Source organism: Novacetimonas maltaceti (assembly GCF_002906255.1).
In the GTDB taxonomy this organism is placed as follows: Bacteria; Pseudomonadota; Alphaproteobacteria; order Acetobacterales; family Acetobacteraceae; genus Novacetimonas; species Novacetimonas maltaceti.
Genome location: NZ_POTC01000015.1, coordinates 27,671 through 44,225, shown reverse-complemented (window position 1 = coordinate 44,225; position 16,555 = coordinate 27,671). Strand labels below are relative to the sequence as shown.

The following is a 16,555-nucleotide window of genomic DNA, read 5'->3' as shown; positions in this document are numbered from 1 at the left end:
ACCATGGCCCCGCCATCACCGGCATTCAATCGTTCGCTGTCCCTTCTGGACCTGACCCTGCTGGGATTCGGGGCCGTCTTCGGGTCGGGCTGGCTATTTTCCGCGTCGCATGTCGCAGCCATCGTCGGTCCCGCCAGCATCCTTTCATGGATTGCCGGGGGGATCGCGGTCCTGTTCCTGGGGCTGATCTATTGCGAACTCGCCGCCGCCCTGCCAGAGGCCGGGGGCATGATCCGCTATCCCGCCTATGCGCATGGGCCGCTGCTGGGGGCCTTGCTGGGCTTCATTACCGTCATTGCCTATTCCAGCCTGATTTCGATCGAGATCATTGCGGCCCGCCAGTATGCCGGGTCATGGATCCCGGGGCTTACGGCCAACAGCGGCGGCGACCCGACCCTGCTGGGGTGGGGGGTGCAGGTGGCGGTCCTGTCGGGGATGCTGCGGATCAACATCTCCGGGGTCAAGACCTTCGCACTGTTCAACAACGTCATCACCATTTTCAAGTTCATCGTGCCCATGCTGGTCATCGGCATGCTGCTGCTGTTCCTGCATGCCGGCAATTTCACGAAATACGGCTTCATGCCCTTTGGCTGGCAGAGCATCGAAGGTGCGGTATCCGTCGGCGGGATCATCTTTGCCTATCTGGGGCTGACCCCCATCATCGCGGTGGCGAGCGAGGTGCGTAACCCGCAGCGCACCATTCCCATCGCCCTGACGCTTTCCATTTTCCTGGCCGCGTTCGTCTATGTCCTGCTGCAGGTCGCCTTCATCGGCAGCGTGCCGGCCGGCATGCTTGGCGCGCACGGATGGGCGGGCATCGACCGACTGCTGCCCCTGCCATTCCATGACATCGCCATGACGCTGGGGCTGGGCTGGCTCGGCTTTGCCGTCGTGGTCGATGCGGTGGTGTCCCCCACGGGGACGGGCAACATCTACATGGGATCGACCGCCCGCATCATTTACGCCTGGTCACGGTCGGGGACGTTCCTGCCATGGTTCGGCCATCTGGACCCACGCCATGGCGTGCCCCGGCGCGCGGCGTTCCTGACATTCGGGCTTGGCGTGTTCTGGATGCTGCCTTTCCCGTCGTGGGAGGCGCTGATCGGCGTGGTGTCTTCCGCCCTGATCATGAGCTACGCCTTCGCCCCGGTTGCGGCGGCGGCGCTGCGCCGTGCGGCGCCGGGGCTTGAACGCCCGTTCCGCGTGCGGTGCATCCGGGTCATGGGGCCGGTTTCCTTCATGATCGCAAGCCTGATCGTCTTCTGGTCGGGCTGGCACACGCTGTCATGGCTCCTGTCTGTGCAACTGCTGTTCGGGGTCCTCTTCCTGGCCATCCGCGCGCTGCGCGGGACGGGCAACGCGGGCGAGGACATCCGCAGCAGCGCATGGGTGCTGGTCTATTTTATCGGCATGCTGGCCCTTTCGGCCTGCGGGACGTTCGAGGGGTACGGGATCATGGCCCATCCCCTGGACGACATGGCTGTGGTGGTCTTCGCCGGGCTGATCTTCGTCTGGGGGGAACATGTTGCCCATCGCGACATGCAACTGCCCGATGCAGCACCTGTCGACCCGCAGGCAATGACGCCGGATACGGTCATCGCCAATGAGCCTGTGGTTTCACTCTGAAGGGCCGCATTGCGATCATCCGCCCGCGCATCGCCCGCATCGCACCTGCCTGAAAACCTGCGGCGCTTTTCGGGATGTCGCGCGGGCAGGGGATGGCAAACCCTTTGACGCCGTGCGGGGCATATCATATAATCTGGCGCATAATGTATACCAACCTTCCTGTCGTATAACGTGCCCGCAGGTACCACGGCAGGAGCGGGGCCCCGGGATCATGAGACAGGGACGCCCCTGTTTTCCAGTCTGGACCATGTGGGGACAGGGCCTCCTTGCCAGGGAAAATACCTATGCTGCCATCTTCCATCTTTGACGTGGAAACCGGCCAGAAACGCGGGGCGGCATCCATCGTGGTGGGGACGGCGCTGCGCAATGCCATCCTGACGGGCAAGCTGCCGGCGGGACAGGCACTGCCGCAATCCGAACTGGCCGGTGGTTTTGGCACCAGCATCATTCCCGTGCGCGAAGCACTGAAACAGCTGGAGGCCGAAGGGCTGGTGACCTTCATGCCCAATCGCGGCGCGATGGTCACCGGCATGACCGAACAGGATATCATCGAATATTCCGAAATACGCGCCTCGCTGGAGGAAATGGCCGCCCACCATGCCGTCAGCCATATGTCGCGCATGGATCTGGCCCGGGTCGAGGATGCGTATGAAGCCTTTGTCGATGGGGCGGCCAATGCGACAAGCCGGCATGATTCGGGTGACCTGAACCGCGCCTTTCACAATGCGATCTATGTCGCGGCGCAACGTCCGCGCCTGCTGGAGATGATCGACGACCTGCATATCCGGCTCAACCGCTATATCCGCAGCCATCTCGAGATCGAGGGGCGCAAGCTGGTCACCGACCGCGAACATGCCGAGATCATGCAGGCCTGCCGCAGGCGCGATGCCGATGCGGTCGCGCGCCTGACACGGCAGCATATCCTTGAGGCCGCCAACATTTCCATCAAGGTGATCCGCGAACGCGCGCAGCGCTGAGCGCGCGTTACATCCCGGCAATCCCGATATCCATCCACGCATCGGTGGGGCAGGGCGCAGTGTGCCCGTTGTCCGCACCGCGGCGTCGGCACGCGCAGGCGGCATGTCATAACGTTGTAAAAACATGCTATGAATTTTTAGATCATATATTATAATATCGTCATTATATCATTCTGGGGGCGCTCCCCGGACATGCTGTCCTGCCTTGGGATCTTCATCATGGTGTTTTTCAAAGATTTTGCTGGCCCGGTGGATGCGCCTTCATCCCTGCGGCAACGGATAACCGACGCCCTGCGGCGTCCCGAACCTGACTGCATGGCCGAACTGGCCCCCGCCGCGACACTGACACCGGCGCAGGGCGCGCATACGACCGCGCTTGCAACACAACTGACCGAACGACTGCGCCACAACCGTGCGCCGGGTGGGGTGGAAGCGCTGGTGCAGGAATTCTCCCTGTCCTCGGCCGAGGGCGTGGCCCTCATGTGCCTGGCCGAGGCCCTGCTGCGCATTCCCGACGATGCGACCCGTGATGCGCTGATCCGTGACAAGATCGGGTCCGGCGACTGGATGGCACATATTTCGCGTGACCGGCCCCTGTTCACCAATGCCGCGGCATGGGGACTGCTGGTGACGGGCCGGCTGGGTGCGGGCACCGAAGACGGGCCGGCCGGGCTGGCGCGGGCGCTGAAGGGACTGGTGGGCCGGTGCGCCGCCCCCGTGATCCGCAAGGCGGTCGACATGGCCATGCGCATGATGGGGGAGCAGTTCGTCGTTGGCGAAACCATCGAGGCGGCGCTGAAGAACAGCGAGAAGCTGGAGGCGACGGGCTTTCGCTACTCCTACGACATGCTGGGCGAAGCCGCGCTGACGGCGCATGACGCCGAACGGTACCGGCAGGACTACATCACCGCCATCCATGCGATCGGCAGGCGGGCGCGGGGGGCGGATGTGTATGAACGTCCCGGCATCTCGATCAAGCTCTCGGCCTTGCACCCGCGCTACAGCAGGGCGCAGCGCGCACGCGTGATGGCCGAACTGCTGCCGGTCGTCATCGAACTGACGGTACTGGCACGCCAGTATGACATCGGGCTCAATATCGACGCGGAAGAAAGCGAACGGCTGGAACTCTCCCTCGACCTGCTGGAAGGGCTGTGCCACGAACCGGCGCTGCAGGGATGGAATGGCATCGGCTTTGTCGTGCAGGCCTATGGCCGCCGTGCGCCTTTCGTGCTGGACTTCATCATCGATCTTGCACGGCGCACCGGCCATCGCCTGATGGTGCGTCTGGTGAAAGGAGCTTACTGGGACAGCGAAATCAAGAAGGCGCAGATCGAGGGGGTCAAGGATTTCCCCGTATATACGCGCAAGGTCCATACCGACATCAGCTACATCGCCTGCGCGCGCAAGCTGCTGGATGCGCGTGATGTCATCTTCCCGCAGTTCGCAACCCACAATGCCCGCACGCTTGCCACGATCTATACGCTGGCAGGCAAGGAATTCCAGGTTGGTTCCTACGAATTCCAGTGCCTGCACGGCATGGGCGAACCACTGTACAAGGAAGTCGTCGGCCCGAAAAATCTGGGACGGCCCGCACGCATCTACGCCCCCGTGGGCACGCATGAAACGCTGCTGGCCTATCTCGTGCGGCGCCTGCTGGAAAATGGGGCGAATTCTTCCTTCGTGAACCAGATCGGCGATGAACGGGTGCCGGTTTCCGCACTGGTGGCGGACCCGATGACCATCGCACGTGGCATCGTGCCGTTCGGGTCCCCCAATCCCGCCATTGCGGCGCCACCCGACCTGTTCGCGCCCGAACGCCGCAATTCGGCGGGGCTGGACCTGAATGATGAAAATACCCTTGCCGCACTGGGCAGGGGACTGGCCGCGGACATGCCCGCGTGGACCTGCGCGCCGATGGTCACCGTGCCGGTTGCCGCAGGTCCGGCGCTGGATGTCGAAAACCCGGCGGACCGGCGTGACAGGGTCGGGACATGGACGCCCGCCGATGTGGCGATCATCCCGGCCGTTGTGCAGGAGGCCGCCAGGGGCGGCGCGGCATGGGCGGCCATGCCAGCGGGCAGTCGCGCGGACATCCTTGAACGTGCGGCGGATATCATGGAAACCCGCACGGATGCGCTGCTGGGCCTGATCGTGCGTGAGGCAGGCAAGTCGTTCCCGAACGCCATTGCCGAAATACGCGAGGCCGTCGATTTCCTGCGGTACTACGCCGCGCGGATCCGTGCTGAATTCGACAACGCCACCCATATACCGCTGGGGCCGGTGGCCTGTATCAGCCCGTGGAACTTCCCGCTGGCGATCTTCACGGGGCAGGTGGCGGCGGCCCTTGCCGCAGGCAACAGCGTCATTGCCAAGCCGGCCGAGGAAACGCCACTGATTGCGGCACAGGCCGTGGGCATCCTGCACCAGGCCGGCGTGCCCGCCGACGTGCTGCAACTGCTGCCCGGTGCGGGGGACGTGGGGGCGGCACTGGTTGCGGCCCCGCAGGTCGCGGGCGTGATGTTCACCGGATCGACCACGGTGGCGCAGTCGATCAACCGGCAGCTTCTCACCCGCCGGGGCCGCACGGGACAGCCCGTGCCGCTGGTGGCCGAAACCGGTGGCCAGAACGCGATGATCGTGGATTCCTCCGCCCTGGCCGAACAGGTCGTGACGGATGTTGTCGCCTCTGCCTTCGACAGCGCGGGACAGAGATGTTCGGCATTGCGCATCCTGTGCGTGCAGGAAGACTGCGCCGATCATGTTCTGACGATGCTGCGCGGGGCGATGCGTGAACTGCAACTGGGCAATCCCGCCCTGCTGTCCACCGATATCGGCCCGGTCATCACGCCAGATGCGGCAGAAGGGATCGAGGCGCATGTCGCCGCCCTGCGCGCGAAGGGTGCGCCCGTATTCCGCGTGGGCGTCCCGTCACAGTGCGCGCATGGCAGCTTTGTGCCGCCAACCCTGATCGAGATCGATTCCATTTCCGACCTGGGCGCAGAGGTGTTCGGCCCCGTGCTGCATGTCCTGCGTTATCGCAGGCAGGCGCTCGATACGGTCATCGATGCCATCAATGCGTTGGGCTATGGTCTGACGGGGGGACTGCATACCCGTATCGAAACCACGGTCGAGCATGTGATGCGACGCCTGAATGTGGGCAACCTTTATATCAACCGCAACACGATCGGCGCGGTTGTCGGGGTGCAGCCCTTTGGTGGGCGTGGCCTGTCCGGGACGGGGCCAAAGGCGGGGGGGCCGCTGATCCTGCGCCGCCTTGTCGCGCAATGCCCTGCGATGGAGGGCCTGTTGCCCGGCATGAAGGGCGGCATGACGCCACGCATGATGCAGACATGGCATGACTGGCTGATGGGCAAGGGTCATTCGCAGGTGGCGCGCCAGGTGGCCGAAATGATGAAGACCCCAGCCTGTGGCGCGGAAATGGTGCTGCCCGGACCGGTGGGGGAGGAAAATACCTATCGCCTGATGCCACGCGGCAATGTGCTGTGTGTCGGTGGCGGCCCGCTCGAAGACCTGTTGACGCTGGTTTCCATGGCGCTGTCATGTGGCAATACGGTCTTCGTGACCGGCGCGGCAGGGGACCTGGCATGGCTGTCTGGCCTGCCGGCGGATGTCGCACGCCATGTCCGCGCCGTCACCGACATCGGGCAGCAGGACTATGCCGTTGTGCTGGGCACCTGCGATGATGACGGTTTCCGGATGGCCACGCGCGCCCTTGCCGAAGGGAAGGGGGCCATTGCATCCACCTTCGTGCTGAAGGACGGGGGCCTGCGACGCGAATTCCTCCTTGAGGAGCAGTGCCGCAGCACGAACACGGCCGCCGCCGGGGGCAATGCCAGCCTGATGGCGATCGGGTAGGGCTGCTGCCCGGATGTCAGGGGTTTCCGGGTGCCGCATTTCCCCATCGGGGCGGCACCCTTCGAGGATTCCTGACAGGGGCAGGGCCCCGGCCTGCCTTACTCCCCGGCCTGCGTGGCGCTGGCTTTCGCTTTTGCCAGTTCTTCCAGATGGGCACGATACGCCTCGTAATGTTCCGGGGCGGCGTGCTTGAAATGGGGATCATCCAGATGCGGCACGCGGCCATGATGCCCGAAATTGACCAGCCGCGCCTCAAGGAGATGAATCTTGCCAAACAGGTCAAAGCGGATGGCCAGAACCGCCAGTGACGAGCCGGCAAACGGCCCGACCAGATAAATCCACAGGCTGGTCCATGTGCCGTCAAACAGCGCGGGGCCAAGGCTGCGGGCAAAATTGACGCTGTTTCCCGACAGCCACGCGGTCAGCGGGTTCATGACCAGGAAAAAGATCCCCCCGATCCATGGCGTGACGGCCTTGTAGCGCGGATGCGCCGCAAGCCAGTAGAGCGTGATGATCAGCAGGCCGGTCACCAGCGCCTCGGACCCCAGCGCATACCAGACCGAGATGCTGGTATAGGGAATGGTCGCGCCATAATGCACCTCACGCGACAGCATGTGCCACGGGGCGAAGACCAGCCCCATGGCATAGACCGCCGCCGTGCCAGCCAGCGCGCCAAGGATCTGGGCAATGGCATAGCCGAGGGCGTCGATCCAGACGATCTTTTTGGAGAGCATGAAGGCAAGCGTCACGGATGGATTGAGGTGCGCGCCACTGATCTTGCCAAACGGTGTCATTGCCGCCGCCGTTCCCGCCATGCCAAAGCACAGTCCGCACAGGGCCGTCTGGATGTTGGGATAGGGGGCGAGCAGGCGGGCAGGGAAAGTTCCCGGCGCGGTCAGCATGATGACACAGACCAGTCCCACGACCATCAGGACCGCCGTTGCCAGCGCCTCGCACCAGTACAGGCGCCAGTGGAACGGCCGTTCCGGATGAGGTTCCCCCGACAGGGGACGGTCATGGAAATGGATGTGGAAATGCGGCCAGTGGATATGTGGCAATCGCACATGGGGCAAGTGAAAGTGCGGCAGGTGCATGTGCGGCATATGGAAATGCCGATGGTGCCTGTCGCTGTTTTCCGTACCGTCCTGATGTTCCGCCATTGCCCTGCCCATGTATTCGTCGTGCCATAAAAACGGAAACACATCATATACTGATATTGACCGTTGTCATGGCGTCGGGATACATAGGTGGTATCCAGATATGACAGCGTAAATACATTGTGATATCACTGTCATATTCATTTATCTTATCACAGATATTTCAAATACCGTGACATCTTTTGTCATTATATTTCTGCGCCGTGCATGGCCGATGATCATCCAAGCGTCACCGATACCGTATGCACGCCTGCGTCATCCGACATGGTGACATGATGGGGCGCGGCCATCGACTGTCCATCCAGAACCAGTCGCGTGACCCCACGGCAGACGTGGTTCGGGTTTTCGACCCTGATGACATAGCGCGCCGTGCGCCATGCAAGCTCCACCTCGAACGCGGGCCAGTCGGCAGGAATGCATGGATCGATCCGCAACTCCGTCCCCTCGACATGGATGCCGAGGACGGTTTCACATCCGACCCGCTGCATCCATCCGGCCGATCCCGTGTACCATGACCATCCACCGCGTCCCTGATGGGGGGGACGGGAATAGATGTCGGCCGCAACCACATAAGGTTCCAGCAGGTAGGTCCGGGCATCGCGCATCGTCAGGGCATGCGTGATGGGCAGCAGGTCATGGAACAGGCCGTGGGCGCGCGTCCCATCATGCAGGGCCGCCACCGCCATGACGGTCCACAGGGCCGCATGGGTGTACTGTCCGCCATTTTCGCGGATGCCCGGCGGGTATCCGCTGATATAGCCCGGATCGGGACCTGCCCCCTCGAACGGCGGCGCAAGCACAAGCACAAGGCCCTGCGGGTGTCCCGTCAGGTGCTGCAGCGCGGACTGCATGGCATGTGCCGCCCGCTCCGGCGTGGCAACCCCGGACAGCACGGCCCATGATTGTGAAATGGCGTCGATCCGGCATTCCGTATCAAGATGCGATCCCAGCGGCGTGCCGTCGTCGAAATAGGCACGCAGGTACCAGTCCCCGTCCCATGCCTGCTCCAGCGCACGCGCAAGCATATCCGCATGTGCCTGCCATGCCTGCGCGCGCGCGCCTGCCCCATGGTCGCGCGCCAGCGGGATGAAGGCCGTCAGCGCGGCGTGCAGGAACCATCCCAGCCATACACTTTCCCCGCGTCCCTTTTCCCCCACCCGGTTCATGCCGTCGTTCCAGTCGCCTGTCCCCATCAGGGGCAGTCCGTGCGCGCCCACACGCATGCTGTGCTCGAGCGCACGGGCGCAATGCTCGAACAGTGACGCGACCTCGGCGGAGTGGTCCGGTATCATGAAACGGTCATGCTCGGTTATCGGCAGTGGCGGGGCCTCCAGAAACGGGACCTGCGCATCAAGGACCGCGCGATCCCCGCTGGTGCGGACATAATGGGCGACGGTGTACGCCAGCCATGCGCAGTCATCGGAAATATGGGTGCGCACGCCTGCCCCCGTCTGCGGCAGCCACCAGTGCTGGACATCCCCTTCGACGAACTGGCGCGATGCCGCGCGCAGCAGGTGTTCGCGCACCCGCGCCGGGGCAGCCTGCGCCAGCGCCATACCATCTTGCAACTGGTCACGGAAACCGAATGCCCCGCTGGCCTGGTAGAAACCGGCCCGTGCCTGGATACGGCTGCTCAATGTCTGGTAGAGCAGCCAGCCGTTGAGCATGATGTCCATCGCACGATCCGGCGTGCGGACCTGTATCGAACGGACCAGCCTTTCCCACCGGGCCGTGACTTCCTGCCCGATGATGCCGGGGTCCGCTGCGCGATATTTCATCACCAGCGCGCGCGGCCTGTTCATCCTGCGCTTCGCCCAGCAGGCAGACGGTTTCCACCCGGCCATCCGGGGGCAGGGTGACGAGCGTCTGCAACACCCCGCACGGGTCCAGCCCTGCGCCCAGCGCCCCGGCGACACCATCGGCACGCGCGAATGCCGCTGGCGCGTCCAGCGTGCCATTGCGCCCGACAAAGGCGCGCCGGTCACCACATGCGGCAGTGCTGTAGCCACCGATATCAAGGAAGGCGACGCGCCGGCCATAGGTCGCATCCCACCGGTTGCACGCAAACAGCGCGCCGGTCTGCGGGTCAAGCCATGTGATGACGAATGGCGCGGCATTCCCGCGCGCGGCCCCCAGCACCCATTCCACATAGGCGGTGATGGACAGGCTGCGCGGCCGGGTCGAAAGGTTGTGCAACTGGATACGGGAAATCTTGACCGGGTCGCCCTGCGGCACGCACTGCACCAGCGTGCTGGCGATGCCATGCGCCACGCGTTCCTGACGGGTATGGCCCCACCCGTGCCGGGTGACGTAGGTCGCGCCGGCATCCCGCCGGATCGCGGCGTTCGGGCACCACAGGTCATGCGTATCCTGATCGTGGAAATAGAAGATTTCCCCGGTCCGATCCACAAGCGGGTCGTTCGACCATGGCGTCAACTGGTGTTCGCGGCTGTTGAGTGCCCATGTATATCCCGTCCCCTCGGCGGAGACCTGGAATCCGAAATCGTCATTGGCGATGATATTGACCCATGGCGCGGGCGTCGTCCGGCCGGGGGCAAGGAGGACCACATATTCCCGCCCGTGACTGGCGAACCCCCCGAAGCCGTTGAAGAATTCAAGTTCCGGCAAGGCAGGCCCGCCACGCGCGGTCATGTCCGGTCCGGATGCCGCGGCCCTGCGCGCGCCCTGTCCGGCGGCACCGGGGGACAGGGATGGGAGGGGCTGTGCGCGCTCAAGCTGTTCGGCAAGGGTCTGGCGCGCCGACAGCACGACCCGCGCCACCGATGCCAGCAGGCCACACAGGGCAGGGGAAATCAGGTCGGCACGCAATATGCGTACCGAACCCGCCCCCGCCGCCAGCCTGCCCGTCGCGCGCACCATGTCTTCGAGCGATGTCTGGAGATCCTGAAGGTAGGAAGACGGGTGCTCGTTCAGGATCACGATATCCACCGCCAGTTGCTTGAGCCGGAAATATTCCTGCGCCAGCAGCAGGTGGCGCACCACGTCGGTATTGGCGTTATCGCATATCCGCAGCAGCACGATCGGCAGGTCCCCCGAAATGCCCTGTTCCCACAGTACCTGCTGCGCGCCCGCGCCGGTGGCGATCTCATGCGCATCCGCGCGCAGGGCGGGACCTGCGAATATGATGTGCCCCGCAAGGCGCTGGAACAGGTCGGCGTCCGCCGGGGTGATGTCCAGATGGCGCAACTGCACCTGTGCCTGCGTCCATGCCAGCATGCGCACCCGTTCAAACGCGACGGCATCGCGGTGCGTGTCGATCAGGCCCAGAAGTTCCGCGCGTGAGGGGGCGAGCAGTGTCCAGAAGGTGATCCGCGCCATCGCGCCGGGGCGGATCACCAGCGTGCTGCGGATTGCGAATATGGCGTCCAGCACGGTCCCGGTCTGTCCCGACATCGTGCCCCCGGGCAGAAGCGCGCGCGGCATGCGCAGGTCATGCCCGCGCCCGACAAAGTGCCCCCGGTCCGTTTCCACCTGCACCGGCGTGGTGCAGACCGCCAGGTGCGCGGCCCAGATTTCGGGTTCATCCGGCGTGCGGCGGCGGCGGGTGGCCAGCAGGGCGCGGGCGTCGGGCAGGTATTCGGTCTGCACGAACAGCTTGGTGAATGCCGGGTGGGCAATATCCGCCGCCTGCGCAATGAGGGCGAGTTCGGCATAGGACGTGACTTCGATCTCCAACGTCTCACTGCCGCCATTGAACAGGGAAACCTGCCTGACTTCCGCATCATCCTCGGCCGAGACCATGACCTCCATCATGGTGGTCACGCTGCCATCACGGCGGGCGAATTCCGCCCGGTCCTCATGGAACACGACGCCATGTTCATCCGCCCGCACGCCGCAGGGTTGCAGGCCCGCCGACCAGACCTGCCCGGTCCGGACATTCCTGAGATAGACATACGATCCCGTATCATCGAGGGTCGGGTCCTCGCGCCAGCGCGTAATGGCCTGCCCGTGCCACCTGCTGTATCCCGATCCCGCCGCACTCAGCATGACCGTGTAACGTCCGTTTGACAGCAGGTGCGTCACAGGCTGTGGCGTATCGGCGGTGGCGTAATAGCGTCCTGTGGCCGTGGCCTGCGCATGGGCGGGCGCAGATGCGGCCTCCTCCGACGGGAGGGCGCGTGCAACCGCGCCGGTGCGTGGCGCGCGTTCCTGCAGCAATAACTCGGCCGAGGCAATGGCCGGGTCGTCATGGAAACGCGCGCGCATGATGCCATTGAGGACCGTATCCGCGGCCGCCAGGATCGACATGCCCTGATGATGGGCCATGTAGGCGCGCACGATCGCCATGCGTTCACGGTCGGGCACGCGCTGTGGCGTGTAATCAAGGGATTCATAGAACCCGTAACGTCCCTGCGCCCCCAGCCTGTCGAGGGCCAGGAGGTTGGCGACCGCCTTTCGCGGGTCAACCATGGCGGCGAGTATCGTGGCATAGGGGGCAACAACCGTGTCATTCCCCAGCCCGCGTTTCAGCCCCAGGCCGGGGACGCCGAAATTCGAATACTGGTAGGTATATTCAAGGTCGCGCACGTTATAGGCGGATTCGGAAATCCCCCACGGGATGCCGCGCCCCTGTCCATAGGCAATCTGGCACTGCACCACCAGCGTGTTGGTCTGCTCCAGCAGGCTTCCGATCGGCGCGCGCATGACCAGCGACGGCATGAGGTATTCGAACATCGAGCCCGACCATGACACCAGTGCCGCGCCATTGCCGACAGGCGTGATGGCGCGGCCAAGGCGGAACCAGTTGCGTGCCGGCATGTCCCCCTTGGCGATGGCAAAGAACACCGCCAGCCGTGCCTCCGACGCCAGCAGGTCGTAACAGTTGCTGTCCTGCGCCTCCTCCGCCACCACGAAACCGATCGAAAGCAGCTTGCGCGACTCATTGCACAGGAAGCCGAACTCCATGGCCTGCGCCATGGCGCGCGCCTTGTGTTCAAGGGCCTCGAGGCGGTCCCTGATGGCATCCTGCGCGCCCGGCGCCACGTCACGGATGTGGCTTGCAAGGGCACGCAGCGCCGCATCGGCCCAGAACCGGGGATCGGAATGGCCGGCATGCGCCGTATCGGCAGGACCGCGCCCGATGGCCGCCGCCTGTTCGCTGACGGCGCGCGCGCGCGCCTGCAGCACCGAAAGCTGCGATGGGGAGGGGACTGGCGGGGCGGACAGGACCGCGCCCTTCAGGACCGCGAGCGCGCGCAGCAGGCGCCTCTGCCCGGTGGAAAGGGACAGCCGCACGCCATCGCGGAAGGTCAGGTCCGCAATCGCGATGTTGAGCGCATCGACCGCACCTTCGCGCCACGCTGCGTGGGGCCTGCCGTCCCCATGCCGCCACAGGCGGCACGCGCTGGCCAATGCCACCAGATGGCCCGCCATGTTGCCGCTGTCCACGGTGGAGACATAGGCCGGTTCCAGCACCGTCAGGTCTGAAGTGTCATACCAGTTGTAGAAATGCCCGCGATAGCGCGGCAGGGCATCAAGCGTGGCGAACGTGGCCTCCAGCCGTTCCAGCGTCTCCGCAAGGCCCATCCAGCCGAAATCGCGCGCACTGATGCAGCACAGCAGGTACAGCCCGATATTGGTGGGCGACGTACGGTGCGCCAGTACGGCATCGGGGTCTTCCTGGAAATTGTCCGGCGGCAGCATATGGTCCGCCGGGGTCACGAAGGTTTCGAAAAACCGCCATGTCCGCCGCGCGGTCATCCGCAGGGAACGGATATCCGTGCGCGACGGGCGGGAGCGCGCTGCCGTGACAGGAAACCTGCTGACCCACATTGCAACGATGGGTGACGCCCCCCATACGAGCGCAAGCGGCATGGCCACGAACAGGCTCCATGCCGCATGGTGCGCCACCATGTCCACCATGAACAGGCTGAGCAGCGGCGCAGGGACCATGCGGCGGTAATATGCCGCAACGCCCGGCCGCGTGGCCGGCAGGGTCTGCGCGGCGGGAACCCATTGCAGCAGGTTGCGGCGGGTCACGCAGACCCGGACCAGCGTCCGCGCGATCGCATCGCCCATCAGGAAGGCAAGATGCGCGGCAAAGGTGATGTTGAGCACGAAGACAACCAGCGCATCACGACTGTCGGCCAGCAGGACGCTGCCATAACTGCGCAGCGTGATCCATTCGCGACGGGGTATGAAATCGGCAAGCACAGGCAGGAAAACCGGCAGCGCCATCATCGCCAGGATGAACACGCTCCAGATTGCGGCGGCAGGAAGCGGCAGGAACCAGCAGGTGAAAAATGCCAGCAGGACAAGTGGCGCGCCCAAAGTGCGCCGCAGGTTGTCCGCCATCTTCCACCGCGCGATCCCCGACAGCCCGCGGCGTGGGTCCGTGCTGCGCCCAAGTCCGGAGAAAATCCACGGCAGCAACTGCCAGTCCCCCCGCGTCCAGCGATGCAACCGCTGCACCGCGACGAGGTAGTCGGTCGGGGATTCCTCCACCACCTCGATATCGGAGGCAAGGCCCGCGCGCGCGAAAATCCCCTCGAACAGGTCATGGCTCAGCAGGGTGGAATCCGGGACACGATGGGCCAGCGCGGCCTCGAACGCATCGATATCGTAAATCCCCTTGCCCGCGTAGGAACCTTCGCCAAACATATCCTGATACAGGTCGGAGACAGCGGCGGAATAGGCGTCGATGCCACTGGCGCTGGAAAAGGCACGCTGGAAAATCGTGCTTTTGTGGCCCACCGGCAGCGCGGGCGTGACCCGTGGCTGCAGGATGGCATATCCCGCGCTGACACGGGCGGTCACGGGGTCGAAACGCGGCAGGTTCAGCGGATGCGCCATTTTCCCCACGAGCCTGCGCACCGTCTCGAGCGGCAGGCGGGTATCGGCGTCAAGGGTGATGACATAACGCACGCCATCAGGCACGACCCGCGCGGGATCGGGCAGGAAGGTGGTATTGCGTCCGCCCCGCAGCAGCACGTTGAGTTCATGCAGCTTGCCGCGCTTGCGCTCCCACCCCATCCAGATGCGCTCGCTGTCGCACCATACGCGCCTGCGATGGAGCAGCAGGAAGCGCGGGCCGCCGGGCGCGGGGCCATGGCGCCGGTTGAGGCGGTCGATCCCCTGCGCCGCAAGCGCAAGCAGCACCTCATCATCCGGCGCCTGCGCACTGTCATGGTCGCGCCAGTCGCTCAGCAGGGCGAAATGGACTGCATCGTCGCGGGTGGCAAGGTAGTGCACCTCCAGCCGGGCAAGCAGTTCCGCGATGCTGTCCTCCGTCACCAGCATGACCGGCATGACGACCATCGTGCGCAGGTGCTGCGGAATGCCATCGCGCAGTTCCAGTCCCGGCAGTGCCATCACCCGGATTGCCTGCAGCGCAAGGCGGTTGATGCAGGCCACGGCGGCATCGGTCGTCGGCACGAACGCGATACACGCCACCATCATGACCCACGGCGCCATGGCGCCCATGGACGATGAAAGCCACACCGGAATGGCAAGGAAAAGCAGTGCGAGGCACGTGACCGCGATGCTGTATCCCGCGATCCCCCACCGGCATCCCGCGCGCACCATCCGCTCGAACGGCATGGGCCGGAACCCCAGTCCCTGCTCAAGCATCCGACGACCATCCATCAGCAGGTAATATCCCGGGTCTTCGTGCCGCGGGTCCTGCGGATGGTCCTGCCGCGCGGTCCGGGCCAGCGATACCGCAGCCTGCGCCACGCCGGTTTCCGTATGGGCGCATCCACGGGCCAGCCCCTCTATCGCCTTGCGGTACAGGTCACGCGTTGCGAAATCGGCCTGCGTGAAGCTGTCATATTCCGCAAATACCCGATCCACCGGGCAGACCTGCTCGAACACCTCGGTCCAGTCGAAACCCGCGATCAGGCGCAGGCTGGTGATGATGTTGCGGATCGTGGCGTTGAAGGCCCCCTGTTCATGCTGGTCGTCACGCACGGAGGCGTCGATCGTGCCGCCCCCGTCGGACAGGCGCTGCTGCAGCCAGACAAGGGCGGGGTCCTTCTCCGGGTCCAGGCCGCGCAGGCGATGGACCATCTGCGCGCTGAAGGCGGGCGTCACCATGGCGGGATCGATCGAGGCCAGCAGCGCGGACAGGGCCTGAGGGCCGCCCTTGCGCGCCTGCGCCAGACGTTCGGCCATCAGGTCGGCGGCACGGCGGTCTGCATTGTTGTGCATGATCGCCTCAACCACGCGGCGCAGGTTTTCGATCAGCACGATGCGCAGCGTGATGGGAACGGCCCATAATTCGCCGATCGTCAGCGCCTCCACCTCCTGATAGGCGAGCAGGTACCCACGCAGCAGGTCTGGCTGCAGGTTGCTGTCGGTATGGGCGACATAGGCCCATGCCACGGCGAATATCCGGGGCAGGCCCGCAAACGGCCCATTGGCCAGCTTGGGCAGGCGCGCATAATAACCCGGCGGCAGATCCAGCGTGATTTCACGGATCTGCATGTCCACAAGGGCATAGTTGTCCGCCAGCCACTGTGCCGCGGGCGTCAGTTGCTGCGCCTGTGTGATGGCCCTTGCGATCCTGCGCTCGGCATCACGCAGGAAGGCGCTGTTGCGTGCAAGCCGGTGGGACAGGGGTTGCGGTCCCCATCGGCGTACCCGCGCGGACAGGGGGGCGATGGCCTGTGCCCTCGCCAGGCTTCGCGCATGTTCCTCCAGCCGTTCGGCGCCGAAGATCTCGCTGCGCACCGGAAAGGAATCCGCCTGCCATGCCTGCCATGGATCGCGGCGGGACATGCGCCGCAGGAAACCTGCCCACGCGGATGGCGCCGCAGGGGAGGGAGCTGACGTTGATGCCGGATGCGCGTCCATGGCCTGCTCCCCCTGCAAGGGTAAGGTTGGAAAACCCTTTTCCTGCCGGTGCTATTTCCTGAAAAGACTCTTTCTTGGCGCCTGTTTTTCCCGCCCGGATACTTT

At 64.8% G+C, this 16,555-nt stretch carries 6 protein-coding genes; 3 read left to right on the top strand and 3 right to left on the bottom strand.

Going from position 1 to position 16,555, the window contains the following annotated elements:
• Window positions 1-3 precede the first annotated feature (3 nt).
• The 3 genes from KMAL_RS07440 to putA all read left to right on the top strand — a co-directional run bounded on the left by KMAL_RS07440 (window position 4) and on the right by putA (window position 6,479).
• Complete coding sequence (locus tag KMAL_RS07440) at window positions 4-1,626, top strand: APC family permease (RefSeq protein ID WP_110095109.1); 1,623 nt, start codon at window positions 4-6, stop codon at window positions 1,624-1,626.
• 284 nt (window positions 1,627-1,910) lie between these two features.
• The gene (locus KMAL_RS07435) at window positions 1,911-2,603 is read left to right on the top strand and encodes a GntR family transcriptional regulator (protein ID WP_110095108.1); all 693 of its coding nucleotides are present in this window, start codon (window positions 1,911-1,913) and stop codon (window positions 2,601-2,603) included.
• A 219-nt stretch (window positions 2,604-2,822) separates the two neighbouring features.
• Window positions 2,823-6,479 carry a bifunctional proline dehydrogenase/L-glutamate gamma-semialdehyde dehydrogenase PutA gene (gene putA, locus KMAL_RS07430; protein ID WP_110095131.1) on the top strand — a complete coding sequence of 1,219 codons (3,657 nt, stop codon included), beginning with the start codon at window positions 2,823-2,825 and terminating at the stop codon, window positions 6,477-6,479.
• A 98-nt stretch (window positions 6,480-6,577) separates the two neighbouring features.
• On the opposite strand, the gene KMAL_RS07425 is transcribed toward putA, so the two are convergent.
• From KMAL_RS07425 to KMAL_RS07420, 3 genes are all read right to left on the bottom strand, one after another.
• Complete coding sequence (locus tag KMAL_RS07425) at window positions 6,578-7,543, bottom strand: MIP/aquaporin family protein (protein WP_239020013.1); 966 nt, start codon at window positions 7,541-7,543, stop codon at window positions 6,578-6,580.
• Window positions 7,544-7,854: 311 nt separating this feature from the next.
• Window positions 7,855-9,303 carry a GH36-type glycosyl hydrolase domain-containing protein gene (locus KMAL_RS17860; RefSeq protein WP_338043486.1) on the bottom strand — a complete coding sequence of 483 codons (1,449 nt, stop codon included), beginning with the start codon at window positions 9,301-9,303 and terminating at the stop codon, window positions 7,855-7,857.
• The gene (locus KMAL_RS07420; RefSeq protein WP_338043485.1) at window positions 9,209-16,375 is read right to left on the bottom strand and encodes a glucoamylase family protein; all 7,167 of its coding nucleotides are present in this window, start codon (window positions 16,373-16,375) and stop codon (window positions 9,209-9,211) included. The genes KMAL_RS17860 and KMAL_RS07420 overlap by 95 nt, the downstream gene beginning before the upstream one ends.
• Window positions 16,376-16,555: the final 180 nt, after the last annotated feature.